21 protein-coding genes and 2 tRNA genes are annotated in these 21,951 nt (G+C 58.4%); 15 read left to right on the top strand and 8 right to left on the bottom strand.

The window, feature by feature from the left end:
- Positions 1-723 precede the first annotated feature (723 nt).
- The gene (locus LAD35_RS04935; protein WP_263434667.1) at positions 724-4,047 is read left to right on the top strand and encodes a DUF5979 domain-containing protein; all 3,324 of its coding nucleotides are present in this window, start codon (positions 724-726) and stop codon (positions 4,045-4,047) included.
- Between the two features lie 275 nt (positions 4,048-4,322).
- Here LAD35_RS04935 and LAD35_RS04940 read toward each other — a convergent pair whose 3' ends face one another.
- Positions 4,323-4,556, bottom strand: coding sequence for a BPTI domain-containing protein (locus tag LAD35_RS04940; RefSeq protein WP_224151594.1), 234 nt, complete (start codon positions 4,554-4,556; stop codon positions 4,323-4,325).
- A gap of 176 nt (positions 4,557-4,732) precedes the next feature.
- Between LAD35_RS04940 and LAD35_RS04945 the strand changes: the two genes are divergently transcribed.
- Positions 4,733-6,118: an aminotransferase-like domain-containing protein gene (locus tag LAD35_RS04945; RefSeq protein WP_224152590.1), complete on the top strand. Its 1,386-nt coding sequence runs from the start codon at positions 4,733-4,735 to the stop codon at positions 6,116-6,118.
- A gap of 88 nt (positions 6,119-6,206) precedes the next feature.
- Here LAD35_RS04945 and infA read toward each other — a convergent pair whose 3' ends face one another.
- Both infA and LAD35_RS04955 read right to left on the bottom strand, forming a co-directional pair.
- Positions 6,207-6,473, bottom strand: coding sequence for a translation initiation factor IF-1 (gene infA, locus LAD35_RS04950; protein WP_224151595.1), 267 nt, complete (start codon positions 6,471-6,473; stop codon positions 6,207-6,209).
- Positions 6,474-6,501: 28 nt separating this feature from the next.
- Positions 6,502-6,726, bottom strand: a complete 225-nt coding sequence (locus tag LAD35_RS04955; protein WP_224151596.1) for a hypothetical protein — start codon at positions 6,724-6,726, stop codon at positions 6,502-6,504.
- Positions 6,727-7,075: 349 nt separating this feature from the next.
- On the opposite strand from LAD35_RS04955, the gene LAD35_RS04960 reads away from it, so the two are divergent.
- Genes LAD35_RS04960 through arsB form a run of 4 tightly spaced genes read left to right on the top strand, consistent with a single transcriptional unit; the run spans position 7,076 to position 9,518 of the window.
- Positions 7,076-7,399: an ArsR/SmtB family transcription factor gene (locus LAD35_RS04960; protein ID WP_224151597.1), complete on the top strand. Its 324-nt coding sequence runs from the start codon at positions 7,076-7,078 to the stop codon at positions 7,397-7,399.
- Between the two features lie 38 nt (positions 7,400-7,437).
- Positions 7,438-7,935 carry an ArsI/CadI family heavy metal resistance metalloenzyme gene (locus LAD35_RS04965; protein ID WP_224152591.1) on the top strand — a complete coding sequence of 166 codons (498 nt, stop codon included), beginning with the start codon at positions 7,438-7,440 and terminating at the stop codon, positions 7,933-7,935.
- 6 nt (positions 7,936-7,941) lie between these two features.
- Complete coding sequence (locus tag LAD35_RS04970; protein ID WP_224151598.1) at positions 7,942-8,448, top strand: arsenate reductase ArsC; 507 nt, start codon at positions 7,942-7,944, stop codon at positions 8,446-8,448.
- Between the two features lie 5 nt (positions 8,449-8,453).
- Positions 8,454-9,518 carry an ACR3 family arsenite efflux transporter gene (gene arsB, locus LAD35_RS04975; RefSeq protein ID WP_224151599.1) on the top strand — a complete coding sequence of 355 codons (1,065 nt, stop codon included), beginning with the start codon at positions 8,454-8,456 and terminating at the stop codon, positions 9,516-9,518.
- A gap of 139 nt (positions 9,519-9,657) precedes the next feature.
- Here the strand turns inward: arsB and LAD35_RS04980 are convergent, their stop codons facing one another.
- Complete coding sequence (locus LAD35_RS04980; RefSeq protein WP_224151600.1) at positions 9,658-9,855, bottom strand: hypothetical protein; 198 nt, start codon at positions 9,853-9,855, stop codon at positions 9,658-9,660.
- Positions 9,856-9,883: 28 nt separating this feature from the next.
- On the opposite strand from LAD35_RS04980, the gene LAD35_RS04985 reads away from it, so the two are divergent.
- The 5 genes from LAD35_RS04985 (at position 9,884) to greB (ending at position 13,580) form a co-directional block, all read left to right on the top strand.
- Positions 9,884-11,797, top strand: a complete 1,914-nt coding sequence (locus LAD35_RS04985; protein WP_224151601.1) for a DUF7933 domain-containing protein — start codon at positions 9,884-9,886, stop codon at positions 11,795-11,797.
- 352 nt (positions 11,798-12,149) lie between these two features.
- Entirely contained in the window at positions 12,150-12,587 is a 438-nt protein-coding gene (locus LAD35_RS04990; protein ID WP_224151602.1) for a GDSL-type esterase/lipase family protein, read from the top strand.
- 157 nt (positions 12,588-12,744) lie between these two features.
- Positions 12,745-12,834 (top strand) — tRNA-Ser (locus tag LAD35_RS04995).
- A gap of 15 nt (positions 12,835-12,849) precedes the next feature.
- Positions 12,850-12,926: transfer RNA gene (locus LAD35_RS05000), tRNA-Arg, on the top strand.
- Between the two features lie 96 nt (positions 12,927-13,022).
- Positions 13,023-13,580, top strand: a complete 558-nt coding sequence (greB, locus tag LAD35_RS05005) for a transcription elongation factor GreB (RefSeq protein WP_224151603.1) — start codon at positions 13,023-13,025, stop codon at positions 13,578-13,580.
- 35 nt (positions 13,581-13,615) lie between these two features.
- Here greB and LAD35_RS05010 read toward each other — a convergent pair whose 3' ends face one another.
- The 4 genes from LAD35_RS05010 to LAD35_RS05025 form a co-directional block, all read right to left on the bottom strand.
- The gene (locus LAD35_RS05010; RefSeq protein WP_429017151.1) at positions 13,616-15,859 is read right to left on the bottom strand and encodes a RelA/SpoT family protein; all 2,244 of its coding nucleotides are present in this window, start codon (positions 15,857-15,859) and stop codon (positions 13,616-13,618) included.
- A gap of 101 nt (positions 15,860-15,960) precedes the next feature.
- Positions 15,961-16,164 carry a DNA-directed RNA polymerase subunit omega gene (gene rpoZ, locus LAD35_RS05015; RefSeq protein WP_184709130.1) on the bottom strand — a complete coding sequence of 68 codons (204 nt, stop codon included), beginning with the start codon at positions 16,162-16,164 and terminating at the stop codon, positions 15,961-15,963.
- Entirely contained in the window at positions 16,164-16,802 is a 639-nt protein-coding gene (gmk, locus tag LAD35_RS05020) for a guanylate kinase (protein WP_224151604.1), read from the bottom strand. Before gmk ends, rpoZ begins: the two co-directional genes overlap by 1 nt.
- 22 nt (positions 16,803-16,824) lie before the next feature.
- Positions 16,825-17,721: a YicC/YloC family endoribonuclease gene (locus tag LAD35_RS05025; RefSeq protein WP_396022771.1), complete on the bottom strand. Its 897-nt coding sequence runs from the start codon at positions 17,719-17,721 to the stop codon at positions 16,825-16,827.
- Positions 17,722-17,808: 87 nt separating this feature from the next.
- Here LAD35_RS05025 and LAD35_RS05030 point away from each other — a divergent pair, with 87 nt between their 5' ends.
- The 4 genes from LAD35_RS05030 (at position 17,809) to hemW (ending at position 21,790) form a co-directional block, all read left to right on the top strand.
- Complete coding sequence (locus LAD35_RS05030) at positions 17,809-18,810, top strand: serine/threonine protein kinase (protein WP_224151605.1); 1,002 nt, start codon at positions 17,809-17,811, stop codon at positions 18,808-18,810.
- Positions 18,807-19,643 carry a PP2C family protein-serine/threonine phosphatase gene (locus LAD35_RS05035; protein WP_224151606.1) on the top strand — a complete coding sequence of 279 codons (837 nt, stop codon included), beginning with the start codon at positions 18,807-18,809 and terminating at the stop codon, positions 19,641-19,643. Before LAD35_RS05030 ends, LAD35_RS05035 begins: the two co-directional genes overlap by 4 nt.
- 184 nt (positions 19,644-19,827) lie before the next feature.
- The gene (locus LAD35_RS05040) at positions 19,828-20,463 is read left to right on the top strand and encodes a non-canonical purine NTP pyrophosphatase (protein WP_184709140.1); all 636 of its coding nucleotides are present in this window, start codon (positions 19,828-19,830) and stop codon (positions 20,461-20,463) included.
- 79 nt (positions 20,464-20,542) lie between these two features.
- Positions 20,543-21,790, top strand: a complete 1,248-nt coding sequence (hemW, locus tag LAD35_RS05045) for a radical SAM family heme chaperone HemW (RefSeq protein WP_224151607.1) — start codon at positions 20,543-20,545, stop codon at positions 21,788-21,790.
- Positions 21,791-21,951 lie beyond the last annotated feature (161 nt).

Genomic DNA, 21,951 nt, shown 5'->3' on the forward strand with positions numbered 1-21,951 from the left:
TCCCTGGTCAGGGGCAATCCAAAGATAGGCGGAGTTCGTCTACCTGACCAGGGGCAGTCCAGTTGTGGGCTGTAGTTGCCGTGCAGCAATCATGTAAACAACTGTCACTTTCATGTGTCAACGCTCGGAAATTTGTTGGCAATCGATTGATAAAATCGAATAATTTGCATGAAGCAATTTAATAAATAGAAAGATGTCATGCAACTTCACAAGTCTTTCTCAGTATTGGCTGCACTTATGACTGCTCTGGTGGTGCGGGCTGGTGTGGGGGCTGCATAGGTACCAAACAGCAAATCTGTGCGGGCAAAACTGCATTGCAGCAATGGTGCCCAACCTCACCTTTATTGCTACTGGCTCCCCCTTCCCTTCTTGCAGACGATTCAAACGTTGCTGTTTGGTTGACGTCTTCACTCCTGTGATTGACCTATACGCAGGGCCCTGCAGGTTGCAGCGGTCGCACTGATCACGCGTTAATCGCCCTTGAGTTTGACTATCGATTTGCAAGTCCTCCTTTAAAACGGATTGCGGCTTCAATGCGCCGCAGCGATGAGTAGCGCTCCGCGCCAAGAAATTCAGATAGATCACATCTGGAAAAACGCTATGAAAATTACTCACCTTTTGTGTGTCTTGATGAAGGCCAAGAGCACGGCTTCCGCTGCCTTTGCCATATGCTTCGCCCTCTTGTGGCTTGCACCTACAACCAGTTTTGCGCAATCAGCTGATTTGCAGCTGACCAAGAGCGGGCCTTCTTCGGCCAGTGGCGGCGACACATTCACCTATACGCTGGTGATGGACAACAATGGTCCCGATGCTGGCAATGGTGCTACTTTCCTTGACACGCTTCCACCCGGTGTCAGCAATGTCGCAATGTCCTGTGTCAGCGCCAGCGCAGGGGCGCAGTGCCCGACCAACCTTTCGGTCAGCAACACCTCGGTATCTGGCACCTTGCTCGTTTTCCCCAATCAGGCCAAGGTAACGATTGAGGTTACCGGTAATTTTTCTGCTGCCGGTCCTACTTCATTGACCAACACGGCGACCATCACCGTCCCCGCCGGCGTGAGCGACCCCAAGCCTGATTCCAATACCAGTGCCGTCAGCACATCGATGTCCTATGTGGTCGATCTCTCGGTCATAAAGACACAGAGTCCGGCGGCCTACACCTCGGGTGTACCGGTTACCTATACGGTCACGATTGCCAATAGCGGCCCGGCGGCGGCCGACGGCGCGCGCATCAGCGATTTCCTGCGCAGCTATGCAGCGGGCAACTACACCAACCTGGTTGCCACCTTCGTCAGTTGCACGGCTGGTGGTGGGGCCCAGTGTCCGGCGAATTCGGCCTTTTCCAATTATTTGGGAGTCGGCGCGTACGATAACTATTTGTACTCGACCACGGTACCAAGGCTGCCTGCCAATGGCTCACTGACGATCGTCTACACCTTGCTGCCAATGGACACAGTGGCACCTTGCGGAACGGGAAATGGCGATATCCAGAACTTCGCGTTTGTCTCGCCCCCGTCTGGGGTCACGGATTCAAACTCCAATAACAATGCATCGTCGGTCGCACTGCTCAAACCGGCAGCTCCTGCTTGTCCGCAGGTCGATCTATCGGTCATAAAGACGCAGAGCCCGGCGACTTACACTTCGGGTGTGCCGGTCACCTATACCGTCACGGTCAGCAATGCCGGCCCCAACGCAGCAAACGGTGCGATGATCAGGGACTTCATGCGGACCTATGGATCTGGCAACTACACCAACCTGGTGGCGAGCTTTGTCAGCTGCACGGCAGCCGGCGGCGCGCAATGCCCCGCGAATTCGGCTTTTCAAAATTATTCGGGCGTAGGCGCTTACGATAATTACCTGTACTCGACCACCATCCCCCAGTTTCCTGCAGGTGGTTCGCTCACAATCGTCTACACGATGACGCCGACCGACGTTGCTGCGCCTTGCGGCACGGGCAACGGCGATATCCAGAATTTTGCGTTCATCACCGCTCCAGCAGGTATCACCGATTCCAACTCTAACAATGATGCGAGTTCGGTGGCACTGCTTAAGCCAGCTGCTGCTGCCTGTCCGCAAGCGGATCTGTCGGTCACCAAAACGCAGAGTCCGGAAAACTATGTGTCCGGCGCACCCGTTACCTACACCATCACATTCAACAACGCAGGTCCGAGCGCAGCGAACGGCACGTCGATCAGCGATTTTCTGCGTGGTTACGGCCAGGGAAATGCGACCAACCTGGTGGCCTCCTTTGTGAGCTGCACTCCGGGCGGTGGTGCGCAGTGCCCCGCGAATTCTGCGTTCCATAACTATTCGGGAGTGGGCGCCTATGACAATTACCTGTACTCCACGACAGTGCCGCAGTTGCCTTCCGGGGGATCGCTGACGATCATCTATACATTGGTTGCAACGGATATAGCTGCGCCCTGCAGTAGCGGTGCAGGAGATATCCAGAATTTCGCCTCGATAACCCCGCCAGCCGGAGTCACGGATCCGGAGGGAGGCAATAACAACAGATCGGTTGCACTGTTGCTGAGCTGTGCAGATGTCTCGGTCAACAAATCGGTTGCGCCGGTTACCACAGTGAGTGGTGGTACGGTGACATACATGATCGATGTGGCCAGCGCGGGCCCGGCCGATACCAGCAACGTCGCGTTCAGCGATCAGTTGCCAGCCGGTTTCAATTACGGCAGTGCCAGCTGTTCCACGCTGACGGCGCCAGCCACCTGTGGTCCTGTGAATTTCGACAGCGGCACCCGTACCGTGAGCAGCTCCATTGCTTCGATCGGCAGCCAAGGCGCAGTGCGCTTTCTGATCACAGGTACGGCTGGCTCAACACCCGGCACTTATCCGAACACGGCCTATGCTGTGGTGGCGCCTGGCGTGGTTGACCCGATCCAATCTTCCAACAGCAGCACGGTGAACCTGCAGATTGTGCCGAGCAGTACGTTGACCGTGGTCAAGACCGTCAATGGCGGGCCAGCGGCTGGCTTGCCGGCAGCGATGACCTTCACTGGCGTGATCACCTGCGGTGCGCAGGCGCCGCAGAACTGGTCCGTCACCGTGGCCGCTGGAGCCACCACCGGCACCGCCACTGCACTGCGATTCATCGATGGTGATACCTGCAGCATCACTGAAAATACGCCGCCTACTGCGCCGACTGGGTATATATGGTCCGGTGCGCCAAGCATCAGTCCCAACCCGACCACGGCCATCGGTCCTTCAGCGGCGCTTACCATCAATGTGACCAATACACTGCAAGCCACTACGAGCACGCTGACTGTGGTGAAGACAGTCAGTGGTGGCCCAGCGACTGGCTTGCCGGCAGCGATGACCTTCACCGGCGTGATCACCTGCGGTGCGCAGGCGCCACAGAGCTGGTCCGTCACCGTAGCCGCTGGAGCCACCACCGGCACCGCCACTGCACTGCGGTTCATCGATGGTGATACCTGCAGCATCACCGAAAATACACCGCCCACCGCGCCGACCGGGTATACATGGTCTGGTGCGCCAAGAATCAGCCCCAACCCGACCACGGCCATCGGTCCTTCAGCGGCACTGACCATCAATGTGACCAACACACTGCAAGCCACCAGCAGTACGCTGACCGTGGTGAAGAAAGTGAACGGTGGCCCAGCGGCTGGCTTGCCAGCAGCAATGACCTTCACCGGCGTGATCACCTGCGGTGCGCAGGCGCCGCAGAACTGGTCCGTCACCGTGGCGGCTGGCGCCACAACTGGCACAGGTACCGCGCTGCGGTTCATCGATGGTGATACCTGCAGCATCACCGAAAACACACCGTCAGCCGCGCCGGACGGATATACATGGTCCGGTGCGCCAAGCATCAGCCCCAACCCGACCACGGCCATCGGTCCTTCGACGGCACTCACCATCAATGTGACCAACACACTGGTACAGCAGGATACTGGGGGTAATCCAGGCGTGCTTGCACCCGTTCCATCATTGAATCAGTGGGCATTGATGCTGTTGTCCATTGTCCTAGTGGGATTCCCGGGAGCTGATGTCCGCCGAGCCCGTAAGACCCGCTAAGCTGGAATGGATTGGCTCGCTGCGAACAGCCAAGGAGCTGTTTGCAGATTTGAGCTCGACTCTGGATGCGATTCGGCCAATGTCGCTGCGGGACCTGTGCCAGTTCTAATGAGCCGTCAGCCTTGCAAAGCTGGCGGCTTGCCGGTAGGCAGCCCCACCGCAATGCCCGATGTTGATTGCCAATGGCAATCTCTGCCTTGTCTGCTGATGCAGTTCAACAGCCGTATCGGGGAATGGGGGCCCATCACTGAATATCGGGCAGCCATTCTGAGCCATCATGGGAAGCTCAAGTCCAAGCCAAGCATCCTCATCAGGGTGAGCGTGACGAGCCCCAGGCCGAGGAGTGCTAGTGCGAAGACTGCCACCACCATGCTGCCTGCACGTAGCACGGCGCGCTTGTCCTTTCCCTTTGTTCCTTGGTCGTAGTGCCACTTGATGGCAAAGAACATGCATGTGCCGAACATGAGAACCTTGAAGGTAACGAAGACTATGGGGATCCAATCGATCATTTTGAATATTTCCGGCCTGTGATCTGACACTATCTATCGTGAAGAGCACTGCTTCCCAGAGGAACGCGGTGAAACGCCAACGACCACCATGCAAGGATGGGGCTGCTGCACGTTCTGATGCATATTACTTACAAGCAATTTCCATACATGGAGACAAATTGTCCCAGTCGAAAACCATGCGAGATGAAAATTTGCCAGGCTGGTTGCCGCGATTGGCCGCGCACGGCGGGCCACGTTTTTTGCAGATTGCGGATGCGTTGCAGGCGGCACTGGTAGAAGGGGTGCTAAAGCCGGGTGACCGGCTGCTTCCGCAGCGCCAGTTGGCAGCACTTCTGGAAGTGGATTTGACGACGGTTACACGCGCATACGACGAGGCCAGGCGCCGTAACCTGCTGGAGGGCCGCGGCGCTCGAGGAACCTATGTTGCGGCGCCGAAAGTCGAATTGACCTCGATCATTGACTTGAGCATGAATACCCCGCCGCCGCCAGATGACGTGGATTTTGACGACATGTTGAAGCAAGGGTTGTCGCAAGTATTGATGCGGGCAGATACCAACTTGCTGATGACTTACCACTTGGGCGGGGGAAGCGACTCCGACCGCAAGGCTGGAGCCAAATGGCTTGAACCAATGTTTGGACATCTGGATTCTGGGCAGCTTGTCGTCTGTCCAGGTGCGCAAGCGGCGATCGCTGCATTGATCCTTGCGCTGACGGAACCTGGCGACGCGATCCTGGCAGAAGCTGCGAGCTATCCTGGCTTGCGGGCCGCAGTGGCTCAATTCGACCGGCGCATCATTGCAGTGGAGGCGGATGAGTGTGGGATGGTGCCCGAAATGCTGGAGCAAGCGTGCCGTCTGCACAAGCCTGGGCTGGTCTACCTCAATCCGACGTTGCAAAACCCGACCGCCGTTACTATTCCAGAACACCGGCGCAGGCAAATCGCCGGCATCGCCAAGCGGTGCCAGGTGCGCATCGTCGAGGACGATCCCTACTGGCTCCTCGCCAATTCCCCGCCGCCACCCATTGCCACGTTTGCCCCGGAGCAGGTGTACTACATCTCGACCTTGTCGAAATGCCTGACACCCGGCTTGCGTGTGGCCTTCGTGTTGATACCTGACCTGCAAGAGCGCGAACGCTTCCTGGTCGCGCTGAGGTCATTTGCGCTGATGGACGCTCCTCTGATGGCCGCACTGGCCACTCAGTGGATTCTTGATGGTTCGGCTGACAGATTGATGGATGGGGTGCGCAAAGAAGCGCGTCTACGCCATCGGATGGCGCGGGATATTCTGGCCGGTCGATACGATGGCGCTGGAGATGGCCTGCATGTATGGCTGGAGTTGCCGGGCTATTGGAGTTCTGCCCAGCTTGCGCGCGCGGCTGGCAGCGAGGGTATCGCAGTCACACCGGCAGAGGCGTTCGCAACGGGGAGTGGATCCGTGAACGCAATTCGGATCTCCTTGGGTTGCATCAAGGACCGGAGACGCTTGCAGGCGGGCATTCAACGGCTGTCTCATCTGCTTGCACGGCGGCCCGAGTCGTTCGGTGCCGATTTGAACATGTAGATCTCCGATTCATTGCAGCGAATCGTGTGTCCGAGGCACTTGGTAATATGCAAAAAAAAGCGCCCTCCAGGGGAGGGCGCTTGCATGTTCACCGTTTGCGGAAATTCTTCGACCCCGTGGCAGGGCTCGATCGAGGCGCCAGGTGCCGGAAGGTGATCCGCCCTTTGGTTAAATCATAGGGGGACATTTCAACGGTTACGTTGTCTCCGGCAATGATCTTGATCCGGTGTTTTCTCATCTTGCCGCCCGTGTACGCAACCAGCGAATGGCCGTTATCAAGATTCACTCGATACCGTGCATCAGGAAGAATTTCTTCGATCTTCCCCTGCATTTCAATTAGGTCTTCTTTGCTCAATGGATATCCTTAATGATGGCCTGGGGCCTTATTTCATGAGGGCAAGATGAATGCCTTCATGCCTGGCATGGTCGACCGCCTCCTGAGCTGTCTCAAATAGCCTGGAGAAGGTGTACACGGTGTCTTGAGCGAGTGAGCCTTGGCCGGATTTCAGTGATACGGCAGACTTGAATTTGCCATCAGCCTGCTTGCAAACTCCTGGCGAGATGAAATAGCGAGATATTTTTTGGGTGTTTTTGATAAATTTAAACATGGATGCGCACTCCACATACATTTCAGTGGAGTTCTGTGCGCCAGAAATAAAAACAGAAATACGGAAAAGCCGAACCTAGGAATTTATTATGGCTTGTAGCTTGCCTAGGACAGTGCGCGAGGAGGGCGTGAGAAACCCAGCACTGAATTAGATCGAATCAGGGGGCAAGCATGCCCAGATCTGCGGCTCAGTCTATCACAGATGTCAAATATGTGCTTTTGGACTGCCGCTGCTCAGGAGCAGTCCAAATGCGGCTGGGTGCTCGCACATCAACCACAGGTAATCTTGAAAGGACTTGCAATGTCGCATGCTTTGCTCAATAATTCAATAAAAGTTGAATTGTTGAAATATGAAAGAACCTCAAGTCATCCGCTCCCTTGCAGCCCTGGCCCAGGAGGCTCGCTTGCGCGCCTTCCGTGCGTTGGTCGTCGCGGGTCCTGAAGGCTTGACACCCAGCGTACTGGCGGAGCAGTTGGGCATTGCCGCCAACACCTTGTCGTTCCATCTCAAGGAGTTGACCAATGCCGAGCTTATTACCCAGGAGCGTCAGGGGCGCAATCTGGTGTATCGCGCTTCGTTCGAGACCATGAATTCCCTGCTTGGCTACCTCACAGAAAACTGCTGCCAGGGCGCTGCCTGCGGCCCTGCTTCTGTCACATCCTGCAATTGCTGAAGGACAACACAATGAAGCGCTTTCACGTTCACATGCCAATGAAGCGCTTTCACGTTCACATGCACGTCGATGACCTGCCCCAGAACATCGCTTTCTATTCCCGGCTCTTTGGTGCCGGGCCCACCCGCGTGGAAAGCGACTACGCCAAGTGGATGCTGGAAGACCCGCGCGTCAATTTCGCCATCTCCACCCGTGGCCATGCCAGGGCAGGACTCGATCACCTGGGCTTCCAGGTCGATGATGCAGCCGAACTGGGTGCACTCAAGGCCCGGGCAGAAGCGGCCGACATGGCAATGCTCGATGAAGGCGAAACCACCTGCTGTTATGCCCGCAGTGAAAAGCACTGGATCACCGATCCGCAAGGGGTGGCCTGGGAGCATTTTCATTCGCTGGGTAGCATCCCGGTGTTCAACGAGTCGGTAGCTTGTGCACCTGCTGCGGTTGCCTGCTGCCCAACTGCAATCGCCACCCCTGCTGCTGCATCCAGTTGCTGCGAGCCTCGCGCCACGGCCCACACCGCAAAGGCTTGCTGCTGAACCACCATGACAAATGCCGTCTCTCCCCTAAATGTGCTGTTCCTGTGCACCCACAATTCGGCACGCAGTATCCTGGCCGAGGCCTTGCTCAATGACATGGGCCAAGGTCGCTTCAAGGCCTATTCAGCGGGCAGCAGCCCTCGCGAGAACCAGCAACCCAACCCCCTGGGCTTGGAAGTACTGCAGCGCGCAGGTATTGCCGTGGAAGGCCTGCGTAGCAAGAGCTGGGACGAATTCACCGGACCTGATGCGCCTCAGATGGACTTGGTGATTACCGTGTGCGACAACGCCAAGGGCGAGATGTGCCCCATATGGCCTGGCCATCCGGCTACGGCGCATTGGGGGTACGCTGATCCTTCCGAAGGCGATGCGCCGCCCGAGGTGAAGCGGGAGTCCTTCAGGCAAACCATGCTCCAGATGCGACAACGCTTGGAGCTGTTGGTGAACCTGCCTGCTGACAAGTTCCACCAGGCGGCCTTGCAGAACACGGCACGCGAACTCTCCACACACTGAACGCCATGAACCAAACCTGTGACGCTGCCTCACTGCAGGCTGGCAGTTCTTCGATGAGCGTCTTCGAACGCTACCTCTCGCTCTGGGTGTTCCTGTGCATCGTTGCCGGCATTGCCTTGGGTCACCTGTTGCCTGGCCTGTTCCGGGCCGTCGGTGCCATGGAGGTGGCCCAGGTCAATTTGCCGGTGGGCCTGCTGATCTGGGTAATGATCATCCCCATGCTGGTCAAAGTGGATTTTGGCGCGCTGGGCGAGGTGCGCCACCACATGAAGGGCATCGGCGTTACCTTGTTCGTGAACTGGTTGGTCAAACCATTCTCCATGGCCTTGCTTGGCTGGGTATTCATTCGCCATGCGTTTGCGCCGTGGCTTCCGGCTGAGCAGATTGACAGTTACATCGCCGGGTTGATCCTGCTGGCTGCAGCCCCGTGCACGGCCATGGTATTTGTCTGGAGCCGTCTTACCGGGGGTGATCCGCTGTTCACGCTGTCACAGGTTGCCCTTAACGACGCGATCATGGTCGTCGCGTTCGCTCCTCTGGTGGGTTTGCTGTTGGGTCTGTCGGCCATCACAGTACCTTGGGCAACACTGCTGGTATCGGTGCTGCTCTACATCGTGGTGCCTGTGGCCCTTGCGCAGTGGCTGCGCCGTAGGTTGCTGGTCAAAGGGCAAGCGCGATTTGATCGTGTGCTGGCGGCCATCAGCCCCTGGTCGATGGTGGCGCTGCTGGCAACCCTGGTGTTGCTGTTCGCCTTCCAGGGCAACGCCATCTTGCAGCAGCCGCTGGTAATTGCGCTGCTGGCCGTGCCGATCCTGATTCAGGTGTTCTTCAACTCGGCCTTGGCCTACTGGCTGAACCGCGCGGTGGGCGAAAAGCACAGCATCGCCTGCCCATCGGCCCTGATCGGTGCGTCCAATTTCTTCGAGCTGGCGGTGGCCGCAGCCATCAGCCTGTTCGGCTTGCAATCGGGTGCAGCTTTGGCCACCGTCGTAGGCGTGTTGATTGAAGTTCCGGTCATGCTGCTGGTCGTCCGCGTAGTGAACCGGACACGGGGCTGGTACGAAGCATAGGTGTCGCCGGGCTCGTGCTAGGGGCTTTCGGTACCAGCCATTGCGACGGGGCATGACCCTCGGCTTGAGGCGCCCGTCTACCCTTTTCTGAACTTCAACGGTATGATCCCGCAAGAGCTAACCCGGGTATCGACGGGTATCAAACCCACTCGGCGGTTTGGAGTTGTGTGCTCTGGCAGGAGACAACGGTGCTGATCCATACCAATGCCCGGCTGCTTTGTTTGTTCTTGTTGGCAAGCGCGTGCCGTGGCGCGCGTATCGCCGCGTCTGCAATGGCATTGTTGCTGTTGGCCTCCACAGTCGTTCGGGCGGCCCCTGTCGTTTTTCCTTCGAGCACGGTGGCTGTTACTCTGGACGGTGTGCCGTTGGGAACCCAAACTTCGGGTAGTGGCCTGCGCAATTCCGTAGTGCATGCTGACGATGGCTCCTACCACCTCTGGCTCATCAAAAATGGCGCTGATTCCTTCATCAGCAAGATGATCCATGCAACTTCCGTAGATGGCGTTGCATTTACGACGCAAGGAGTCTTGCAGCCTCCCGCCAATTACTGGGCCTTGGCTTGCGGTGCGAACAGCATCCCTGCGACAGAACCGATTGCAACATTCGTGCGGGTCTCGAAGGTCGGCGGCGAATGGTTGATGGCCGTCTGGCATCAAAACCAAGTGGGCCAGAACTGGTACAGCTACAACACCAGCATTTGGCGTATTGGGTCCAACCCCGGCAGCTTGGCCGTTACGCCCATCGGACCCTTGCCATCTCAGACCTGCGGCACCATCGCAGGACCTGGCCGCTTCCATGTCGGCGCTTTCGGTGTGGAGGATTCTTTCATCTATTTACGGCATGTGCCCCAGGCAGGTGCACTGCCTGGATCGAGGGGTGGGAACCTGGGGCGCTACGGTGTGAACCTTGCTGCATCTCCACCTCTGGCCACGCCACGCCCAGCCACAGATATTGGCAATCCCAAGCAAACACTGGAAGCAGATCTTTTTGCGGGTACCGGTTTTTCGGAAATTCTGCCGCTCCCGCCGGGGGGCGCTCGCGCGCTGGTGTACAACGCAGGTCGAACACTGCGCGTGGGAAGCGTGCTGGGCACCTACTACAACTTCGCAGACTACAACACCACTGCGGCCCTGGAGAAGGATCTTTGGTACGTGGAGTCTGCTGATGGCGGAGTCAGCTGGAGTTCTCCGGCTCGCATTTATGGCCCGGCAGGCGTCAATGTACTGGTCGGCGGATTGCCCAACGGAGGCAATTTCAGCGCTCCAGAGGTCACCTCGGACGGTCGCAGCTATTTCCTGACGCGCGACGCCTGCAACAACAGCGTCATGGTCACCGCGCCTGGCGGCAACAGCGACGATCCGGGCCTGAGTGTCAGCATGCAGTTCAATCCTGCAAACATCGTCGCCGGCCAAACTACGCAGTGGGCCGTCACATTGCAGGGGCCGCAAGGTTGTGATCCTCTCGCGACAGCAGCCATTGTTACGGATCTGGCCTATGCCCATTCGCTTCCTGCGAACCTGCAGTTCACGGGAGTTGTTGTAAGTAACAGCTGCTCGGGTGTGTTGGATGCTCCTGCCGGGGGCTCGCTGAGTTTGTCTGGCGTGGCGTTGGCTGCGGGGCAGAGCTGCACCACCGTCATGGAGGTGCGGGGTGTTGAGCCCGGCAGCTATGGCGACCGTATTGCTGCAGCAGAGGTAACGAATGCACAAAATCTGACGCCTGCGCGAGACGCTGAGGCAACACTGATCGTGTCGGAGGACCCTGTGGTACAGCTGCCGCAGATTTCTGTCACCAAGAGTCGCCCGGGTGCTGCTCTGACTCCTGGCGGCACAGCTGTCTATTCCGTGACCGTGGCGAACACAGGCCAGACATCTGCGGGCGGCACCTTGCTCAACGACGCAATGCCTGCAGGTATCGAAAGCTGGAGCTGGACTTGCGCGGCCACAGGAGGCGCGCTGTGCCCTGCGCCCAGTGGTGCCGCTGCTCTGAATGAGCAGGTGGCGACCTTTCCTGCAGGCTCGCAACTGGTGTATACCGTGACTGCGCGGCTACTGAGGACTGCCTCTGGATCCATCACCAATGTTGCAATAGTGACTCCGCCCGCACAGGGTGATTGTCTGGAGGCATGTCAGGCGCAGGTCACGGATGATGTGACTGCGCACCCTGGCGATGTTGTACCCGTTCCATCATTAGGCCAGTGGGCGCTGATGCTGCTCTCCATTGTCTTTGCCGCATTCGCTGCAACGTGCTCATCAGGTGCGCCGCCGCGCAGGCGTTGATTCGAGCGAGTGCATGGGCAGCGTTTCAAGGCCAGGTGCGAGGCCCCGAGTGGTATTCAAGCCCGCTGCATCCGGTGCTCGGCGACTTCCGCCCACTGCTGCCCGAGCCGCCTTGGCTATGTGAAACGAATTTCAACGGCAAGACCTTTGCTGCAGCATCGTTGCTCGCTTGTGGTGGAGGCGTGGGAGAAAAAGGGGAACAGGGCGACGCTAGAGATGCCAGAACATGGGCTCGCGCACCTGTTGACTTTTACGCCCCCAATTTGGATGGCTCCAACAACCCGGAACTGCATTTTGGTGACCAGACCCTGCGCCAAAGCATACGCATTTCCGTAGGAGGTCAGTCCGTTTATTGGCACGCTTCAAGCGCGATGCATTGGATGTGCCGGATGCCAGCCACATCATCGTACTGATTGGTATCAACGATATTCAGTACGGCAGCCTGCTCCCGAAGCGAGCCAGGACTTTTGACGAAATGGCTGTGGGCTATACGCAATTGGTGCAGGCGGCCCAGGCGCAGGGCGTGAGGATCCAATGGGGCACTCTTCTACCTTTTGGAGGACCGGCGGATGACTCGACTGAGGCTGAATCGCAGCGCCAAGCGCTGAATACCTGGCTGTGCGCCAATTCGGTCAAGGCGGATGCGGTGATTGATTTCGACCAGGCGCTACGAGACCCTGCTCAGCCGACTCGCCTGCTGCCTCTCTATGACTCCGGTGATCGCCTTAATCCCAGTGACGAGGGTTATGCAGCCCTGGCCAATACGGTCGATTTGGCATCTTTGCGTTGATCCGGGCTAGACCTTCCCTCTATCCATGACTGCAGCTCGCACAGCTATGGTTCCCTGGGAAGGGGGGAGATGGCCACCAAGGACGCCATTTTTCAGAAATCTGCATTTCTTCCCGAGACCCTCAAATTGCCTGCTATAATTTCAGCTTCGGCGCTGCGGAGAGGTGGCAGAGTGGTCGAATGTACCTGACTCGAAATCAGGCGTACGTGCAAGCGTACCGAGGGTTCGAATCCCTCCCTCTCCGCCATCGCATCGATAATAAGCGGCTGTAGCTCAGCTGGATAGAGTACTTGGCTACGAACCAAGGGGTCGTGGGTTCGATTCCTGCCAGCCGCACCATATTGAAAAGCCTGCAATCTTTGGATTGCAGGCTTTTTCTTTGTCGTCATGCCGCCTTGCCTCCATGCTGCGGCCCAATTTGCTTAAATGGCGGGTATGAACAAAGCTTTCACCAAAGAGTCCGACGCAGACGACGATGAGATGCCGGAGTTGCCCAGGATTGCTGGCGGCAAGAATTACATCACACCAGCAGGCTACCGCACGCTGGAGGCCGAACTGCTGCAGTTGATTGATGATGAGCGCCCGAAGGTGGTGGAGGTCGTGCACTGGGCGGCCAGCAATGGGGATCGGTCTGAAAACGGCGACTACCTGTATGGCAAAAAGCGCTTGCGGGAGATTGATCGCCGTATTCGTTTTCTGACCAAGCGCATGGAGGCGGCTGAAGTGGTAGACCCATCAGTGCACCACGGAAGCGATCAGGTGTACTTTGGCGCGACGGTCACATACTGTGACCAGAACGGTTGCGATGAGCGCATTGTCATCATGGGAATTGATGAGGCCGATGCAAGCCGCGGACAGGTGAGCTGGATTGCGCCTATTGCGCGGGCTTTGCTCAAGGCCCGGGTCGGCGACGAGGTTCAACTGCCAACCCCGGGGGGCGTGCGCGTACTGGAGGTGCTGGATGTGGAGTATCCGCCGCCCAAGACTGCCTGATTGACCTGATATGCCTGCTGGAGCGTGAATGGCGTTCAGGCTGTCGGCAGTATGCGATAGGCTCGCGATACATAGGATAGCTTGACGAGTTGACGCAGCATATGCTCCACCTGCTGGCGATCGCTCACTACCAGCACAAACTTCAGCTCCGTGGTGTTCATGGCGACTTCGTCGTCCATGGTGATATGGGTGATGTCTGAGCCCAGTGCGGCAATTTCCGCTGCAATCTTTCCCAGGACGCCCTTGCCATTGATGATGGTGACAACGACGCCAGTTTCGAAGTCGCCTTTGGGCTCGTCGGCCCATTCCACTTCGACAAAGCGTTCTGCGTCCTTGCTCAGCAACTTCTTGCAGACCGCGCAGTCGCTGTTGTGAACGATCAGACCTGCATTGCGATCCAGATAGCCGGCAACACTGTCGCCAGGTACCGGGCGACAGCATTTGGCGTATTTGACTGCGGCGTTGTTGCCGCCATCGAGAACAACGGCGCTGGTGACGGAGGAACTCCTGTTTTTATAGCGCTCCTGGGTCAGCAGCACGGCGTCGGGACGCATGCCCTGTTCTGCGAGCAGTTCCACCATTTGCTTGGCTGCGAATACCGCAATGCGCTTGCCCTGGCCAATGTCGCTGAACAGTTCGGCCTTGTTGCGCGCGCCCAATCGCTCCAGCAGTCCATCCCAGGCTGCTTTTGCCTCGGGTAGCTGCGAGATGCCTTCAGCACGCAGTGCTTGCAACAGCAGGCGCTCTCCCAGGACTGCCGTCTCACTTTGGCCCTGGGTCTTGAGGTAATAGCGAATCTTGGATTTGGCGCGCCCCGTGCGCACGATGGTGAGCCAGGAGGGGTGAGGCACCGCCTCAGGCGAGGTGGTGACTTCAACGATGTCGCCGCTCTTGAGTACGGTGCTCAGGGGAACCTGCTCGTTGTTGATGCGGGCGCCAGATGTGTGCTCACCCACATTGCTGTGGATGGCATAGGCAAAATCCAGCACCGTGGCGCCGCGCGGCAAGGTCAACATCTGGTTTTTGGGAGTGAACACATAGACCGAGTCGGGGAACAGGTCCACGCGCACGTTGTCCCAGAATTCATGCGCATCGCGGGTTTCGTCCTGGATATCGAGCAGCGACTGTACCCATTTGGTGCCCAACTGCTCGCCGCTGCCGGAGGCGCGAGCCTGGATCATCCAGTGCGTGAGCACACCGTTTTCGTCCACCAGATTCATGTCCTCGGTGCGGATCTGGAAATCCATGCTCACGCCCGATGGGCCAACCAGGGTGGTATGCAGCGACTGGTAGCCATTGGATTTTGGGTTGGCAATGTAATCGCGGAACTTGGATGGCACGGGACGGAAAACCTGGTGCAGCACGCCCAGCGCCGTATAACAGTCGATCAGGTTGGGAACGATGACGCGTACGGCATACGAATCGGTGACTTGCGCAAACGATAAATGCTTGGCATCCATCTTCTTGTAGATGGAATACAGCGTCTTTTCCTGGTTGCCCAGGCGAATCTTGATGCCGGATTTGGCAAAGGATGCATCCACCTCGGCATGGATTTTCTGCACCACTTCCTTGCGGCGGTTGCGCGAGCGGCCCAGCGCTTTGACCAGGGTGTCATGGCGCCATGGATACAGGTGCTTGAAGGCCAGGTCCTGAAGCTCCCGGTAGACGCGATTGATGCCCAGCCGGTTGGCAATGGGCACATGGATTTCCATGGTTTCGGTGGAAATGCGTCCCCATTTGCTGCGCGGCATGTCCGACATGGTGCGCATATTGTGGGTTCGGTCTGCCAGCTTGACGAGAATCACGCGAACGTCGCGCGCCATGGCCAGCAGCATTTTGCGGAAGGATTCCGCCTGGTTTTCCTCGCGCGAATTGAAATGCAGCTTGTCCAGCTTGGTGAGGCCGTCGACCAACTCTGCCACCGTGTCGCCAAACTGCCGGGCGATATCGTCGCGGGTGACGCCACAGTCTTCCATGGCGTCGTGCATCAGTGCTGCCATCAGGGCTTCGGCGTCCAGCTTCCAGGTGGCACAGATCTCGGCAACCGCAATGGGGTGGGTGATATAGGGGTCGCCGCTGCTGCGGAACTGGCCGGAGTGCGCAACCGCTGCAAATTCAAAGGCTTCTTCCACCCGCGCCAGATCGGCATCTTTCAGGTAATCAAGCTTTTCCAGGAATGCAGCATAGGCACTCACGACTACCGGGTAGGACATAGCAGGCTTGGCTGCGGCGGTAGCGGAAGTACCAGAAGATTGAACGGGAGGGGTGGAGATGGACACGGACTTCACGCCTTTACTGTAGCGTGCGATGACAAACTTGTGTGAATAACAAGAAAAATGGCACCGATATTCGGTGCCATTGCGCGTGAAGATACGAGGATTTAACCCGGAACTTTCTTCAGCATCTCCAGGCCGACCTTGCCAGCTGCGATTTCGCGCAAGGCAGTGACTGCCGGCTTGTTGCGGCTGTCGATCTTGGGGGTGTGGCCTTGGCTGAGCATGCGGGCGCGGTAGGTGGCCGCAAGCACGAGCTGGAAACGGTTAGGGACTTTTTCGAGGCAATCTTCTACAGTGATGCGGGCCATCAGGAGTTCTCCAGGCTGTCAGATATGTTGAGTGACGAGAATATTTCGGCACGGGCGCGGCGCTGGCACAAAAAACGCAGCCGTTGCGAATGAACAACAGCTTTCAGATCGAACAGTGCGCGTTCAAATAACTCGTTGATTATAACGAAGTCGAATTTGTCGACCTGGGACATTTCCTGATGGGCATTCTTCAGGCGCACTTCGATAACCTCCGAGGTGTCTTCGCCCCGGTTCTCCAGGCGCGAACGCAGCTCATCCCAGCTCGGCGGCAAGATGAAGATCAGCACGGCATGCGGAAAGCTTTCCTTGATCTGCAAGGCGCCCTGGTAATCGATCTCCAGCACGATGTCCGCGCCTTTGGCCAGGCGCTCCTCGATGGCCTTTTTGGCAGTGCCGTACATGTTGCCATGCACATTGGCCCATTCCACGAAAGCGTTGCCCGCGATCATTTTTTCGAAATCTTCGCGTGACGCGAAGTAGTACTCGCGACCATGCTTTTCCTGGCCGCGTGGTGCGCGCGTGGTGTGCGAGATGGAGCGGTAGACCTGGGAATCGAGTTCCAGCAGGGCCTTGACCAGCGATGATTTACCGGCCCCGCTGGGGGCCGATACGACGAAGAGATTTCCTGGGTAATCCATGGTGATGAATAGCTTTTTGTTTTTATTCGATGTTCTGTACCTGCTCGCGCATCTGCTCGATCAGCACCTTCATGTCCACGCTGATGCGTGTCAGCTCCAGCGCAGCTGATTTGGAGCCCAGCGTGTTGGCCTCGCGATGCAGTTCCTGGATCAGAAAATCCAGGCGCTTGCCGATGTCGCCACCCTTGCCCAGCAGGCGGGTGATTTCTTCGAGGTGCGAGCGCAGACGGGTGATTTCTTCGGCAACGTCGATGCGGATGGCAAAGGAGGTGGCTTCTGTCAGGGCGCGATCTTGTGCTGCTTCGGGTGAAACGCTGCCTTCGGTCAACGCCATAGCGTCCTTCCAGCGCTCCAGAAAGCGGTCTTTCTGCTGCCTGACGAGGTCCGGAACCAGTGGCTCGGCCTTTTCGGCCAGGGCCTTGAGCTGGTCGACCCGGTCCTGCAGCATCGCAGTGAGGCGTTTTCCTTCACGCTGGCGGGCATCGAGCAAGGCTTTGAGTGCCTGCTTGCAAACGTCGGCAACGGATTCGGCCCAGTTCTCGGGGAGGTCGGAGCTGCCGGTGCCGCTTAAACGCAACACTTCTGCCACGGTAAGAGGCTGGGCGCTGGGCATCCATGCGGTGACCGTGTCCTGAAAGCTGCCCAATTGCTGCAGCAGACGCGCGGAAGCCACGGGAATGTTTGACGCTTGTTCACTGACGACCAGAACCCGCACTTCCACCTTGCCGCGCTTCAGACTATTATCGACAAGAGAGCGTAACTGTGGTTCGCAGCTTCTGAGATCTTCCGGAAGCTTGAAAGATAAATCGAGAAAACGGCTGTTAACCGAGCGAATTTCCAGTCCGACGCGCCAGAGAGAGGGAGCATTGTCGCCACCGGCCGGTGGGATGCTTTGCTGGACAGAGGCATAGCCTGTCATGCTGTAAACTGGCATAGGACTGTATGGGGTTGCTTGCAATCGCGCTCATTATCAGGCTTCTCATATACCTGCGTTGTTCATCTAACTATGTCAAAAGCAAAGCCAGCGCCGTTACCCACCAATACCGTCATCGGTGGATATCGTATCGTGCGGCGTATATCGTCGGGGGGATTCGGGGTTGTCTATCTGGCTTTGGCGCCTGATGGCCAGCAGGTGGCCATCAAGGAATATCTGCCTTCCAGCCTGGCCTCGCGTGAGCCTGGCGCCCTGGCGCCCACGGTAGAGCCCGAAAAATTGTCGTTGTACCGCCTGGGCCTCAAGAGCTTTTTCGAAGAGGGGCGGGCGCTCGCGCAAATCTCCCATCCCTCGGTGGTCAGCGTCTACAACTTCTTCCGCGAGAACGAGACTGTCTACATGGTCATGAACTACCTGGAGGGTGCCACCCTGCAGGATTTCATCGTGACCGCGCGCGACCTGAAAGAGGCCAAGGTCTTCCGCGAGTCGACGATCCGCTCGCTGTTTGACGAGGTACTGCGCGGCCTGCGCATCGTGCACCAGCACAAGATGCTGCATCTGGACATCAAGCCGGCCAATATCTTCATCACCGATGACAACAAGGCCTTGATGATCGACTTTGGCGCTGCGCGCGAAGTGCTCAGCAAGGAAGGCAATTTTGTCCGTCCCATGTACACGCCGGGCTTTGCAGCGCCCGAGATGTACCGCCGCGACACACCGCTGGGGCCGTGGACCGATATCTATGCCATTGGTGCCTGTATCTATGCCTGCATGCAAGGCATTCCGCCCAATGACGCGCCCAAGCGGCAGGAGAAGGATCGCCTGGGCCTTGCGCTTTCGAAAGTGCGCGGCGTTTATTCCGACAACCTGATCGAACTGGTGGAGTGGTGCATGGCGCTGGATCCCCAGGCGCGCCCGCAGTCGGTGTTTCTGCTGCAGAAGGAGCTGGCGCGGGAGGACGAGCGCCGCTACACCAAGCTGACGGTTTCCGAGAAAGTTCGTATGTCGATTGACTCGCTGGTAAGCGATACCAAGAAAAATATCCAGGCGCGTGCAGGGAGCTCCACCAAATGAAGTTCTCGGTCTTCCAGCTCAGTCGCAAGGGTGGTCGGGAAAAGAACGAAGACAGGATGGGGTACAGCTACACCAAAGAGTCCTGTCTGTTCGTCGTTGCCGATGGCATGGGCGGTCACCCCGAAGGCGAGGTTGCAGCCCAGCTGGCGCTGCAGACGGTTTCGCTGGATTTCCAGCGTCTGGCGCGCCCCAAGCTGGATGACCCGGCGGAGTTCCTCGAAAACGCACTGCTGTCGGCACACCACAACATCCTCAAGTACGCCATTGCGAACAATATGGAAGACCCACCGCGCACCACTCTGGTGGCTTCGGTGGTTCAGGACGGCAATGTCTGGTGGGTGCACTGCGGCGATTCACGGCTGTACATGGTGCGCGGCGCCAAGGTGATGGCGCGTACGCGTGACCATTCGTACATGGAGCTACGCGGCTCTGGTGTCACCAGCGTCAACCCGGATCGCTTCAATCGCAATGTGCTGTTCACCTGCCTGGGCAGCCCTTCCCGGCCGTTTTTCGATGTGGCAGGGCCCACTGAGCTGCATCGCAGCGATCGCATCATGCTGTGTTCCGACGGGTTGTGGAGCAGCGTGTCCGAGACGGTGATTGCCCGTGAGTTGGGCAACAAGTCGGTATCGCGCGCCATCCCTGATCTGATTGACGCCGCACTGCGCAAGGCCGGTGCCAGCAGCGACAACGTCACCGCCGTGGCTTTGGAATGGGAAATGCCGGGGGCGGAGCGGTTTGTCTCTGAGGAAGATCCGTCTGCGGCAGGCGCCATGCCGCCAGAGCCGCCCGCCGAGCCAGACGGGAGCAAGGCCCAGCCGCCATTGCCCTGAGGCGTCTGTAGTCCGGCGTGCAGAAGGCCCGCAGCATGCAGCGTTTTGGCCGTCGGCTGATAATGAGGACTTACCACACCCACAACATCTGCAAGGCGGTCACCCAGGCCGCCTTGTTGCTTGGGTACTATTAAAAATATAGCGTTTGGCGTTTGATCATTGCACGCCAAGCGCCATTCAGACCATGAAAATCGTTCTTGCATCCAACAACCAGGGCAAGCTCGCCGAGCTGCAGGCCATGTTCCATCCATTGGGCGTAGAACTGGTGCCGCAAGGCGCATTGATGGATGGTGAGGCGCCCGAGCCCTATGGCACTTTTCTGGAAAATGCCCTGTCCAAGGCACGCTTTGCGTCAGAGCGTACGGGTCTGCCTGCAATTGCTGATGATGCGGGCCTGTGCGTGGCGGCATTTGGCGGCTTGCCTGGCGTGGATACCGCCTATTACTGCATGCAGTTCGGCTACGAGAAAAGCGATGCCAACAATGTGCGCGCCCTGATCGAGCAGATGAGTGGCGTGACAGACCGCCGCGCGGCCATGGTGAGCACCCTGGTGGCCGTGCGCCACCCCAAAGATCCGGAGCCCCTGGTGGCAGTAGGCCGGGTGGCCGCACTGATTGCGCAGCAGCCCATGGGTGAGGGGGGGTTCGGCTTTGATCCAGTGCTGCTGATCCCTGAGCTGGGAATGACCTTTGCGCAGATGACCCCTGAGGTCAAGCACGCCCACAGCCATCGCGGCCGTTCGTCGCGCCTGATGATGGAGCTGGTGCGCGAGAACTGGCTGGCTGGAAGCGCTGCTGTACGCGCTGCGGCAAAGGACTGAGGCGCATACGCTCGTCAGGCTGCAGCGCCGCTTGCTCGTCTCGGACGGCGGCTTTTGCTTCGGCCAAGGAGCCTGGGATATGACAGATTCAAAAATGATAGCTATCGGTGCCCACGAGGCGGTTGCAACAGGCCTGAAAGACGTTCAGCATTACATGCGGCCGGGCACTTTGCAGCTGGCCAGCCTGCCGCCGTTGTCGCTGTACGTACACCTGCCCTGGTGCCTCAAGAAGTGTCCCTACTGTGACTTCAACTCGCACGAGGCGCGCGATGGCCGCGCCGGGTTGCCGGAGGACCGCTACATCGACGCCGTGATTGCCGATCTGGAGCAGGCGCTGCCGCTGGTCTGGGGGCGCAGCGTGCACAGCATCTTCCTGGGTGGGGGCACGCCAAGCCTGTTTTCACCGGCGGCGATCGACCGGTTGATCTCGGCCATCCGCGCACGCCTGCGGGTCGATGCCGGGTGTGAGATCACCATGGAAGCCAACCCCGGCACCTTCGAGAAGGACCGTTTCAAGGCCTTCCGCGCCGCAGGCATCACGCGTCTGTCGATTGGCGTGCAGAGCTTTGACGACCGGTACCTGCAGGCGCTGGGCCGGGTGCACGACAGTGCTCAGGCGCTGGCTGCCGTGGCGGAAGCTGCCAGCAGCTTCGATACCTTCAATCTCGACATCATGTACGCCCTGCCGGGGCAGACCGCCGCCGATCTGCAGCGTGATCTCGATGTGGCACTCAGCTTTGCGCCGCCGCATATCTCGATCTACCACCTGACCATCGAGCCCAACACCTATTTCGCCAAATACCCGCCGGCCATTCCGGAGGACGACGAGGCCTACGCCATGCTCGACCAGATCACCGAGCGGACCGCCATCGCAGGCATGCAGCGCTACGAGGTGTCGGCCTACGCCAAGCCGGGCCACACATGCGTGCACAACAGCAACTACTGGTCGTTTGGCGATTACCTGGGCATTGGCGCTGGCGCGCACAGCAAACTGAGCTTTGCGCACCGTGTAGTGCGCCAGGTGCGTGTGCGCGATCCGGCCCGCTACATGGACGCTGCCTTGCAAGGCAATGCACTGGCGCAGGACGAAGATGTGAAGCGTGCCGATCTGCCGTTCGAGTACATGCTGAATGCGCTGCGACTGCGTGAAGGCTTTGCGCTGCAGGACTACCTGGACCGCACCGGCCTGCCGCTCAGTAGCATCGACAAGGCCTTGCAGCAAGCCGAGGCCAAGGGGTTGATCACGCGCGATTGGGCCCGGGTGCGGCCTACCGAGCGGGGTTTTGATTTTCTGAGCGACCTGCAAGAGTTGTTTCTGGCCGATTGAGTGGGCGTTCGGCAAGTCAATTTTTACCGAGTAGTCAATGTGTGATTTTTCGCTTTCTACGCAGAGCGTATAGATAAAGTGCAAAATCACGCTCCGCGTCAAATCATGCCGCCCTGTGCGGCATTTTTTGTGCGCGTTTCTTTCCGCACTACCAGAACCTC

This window comes from Comamonas odontotermitis (genome assembly GCF_020080045.1).
In the GTDB taxonomy this organism is placed as follows: domain Bacteria; phylum Pseudomonadota; class Gammaproteobacteria; order Burkholderiales; family Burkholderiaceae_C; genus Comamonas; species Comamonas odontotermitis.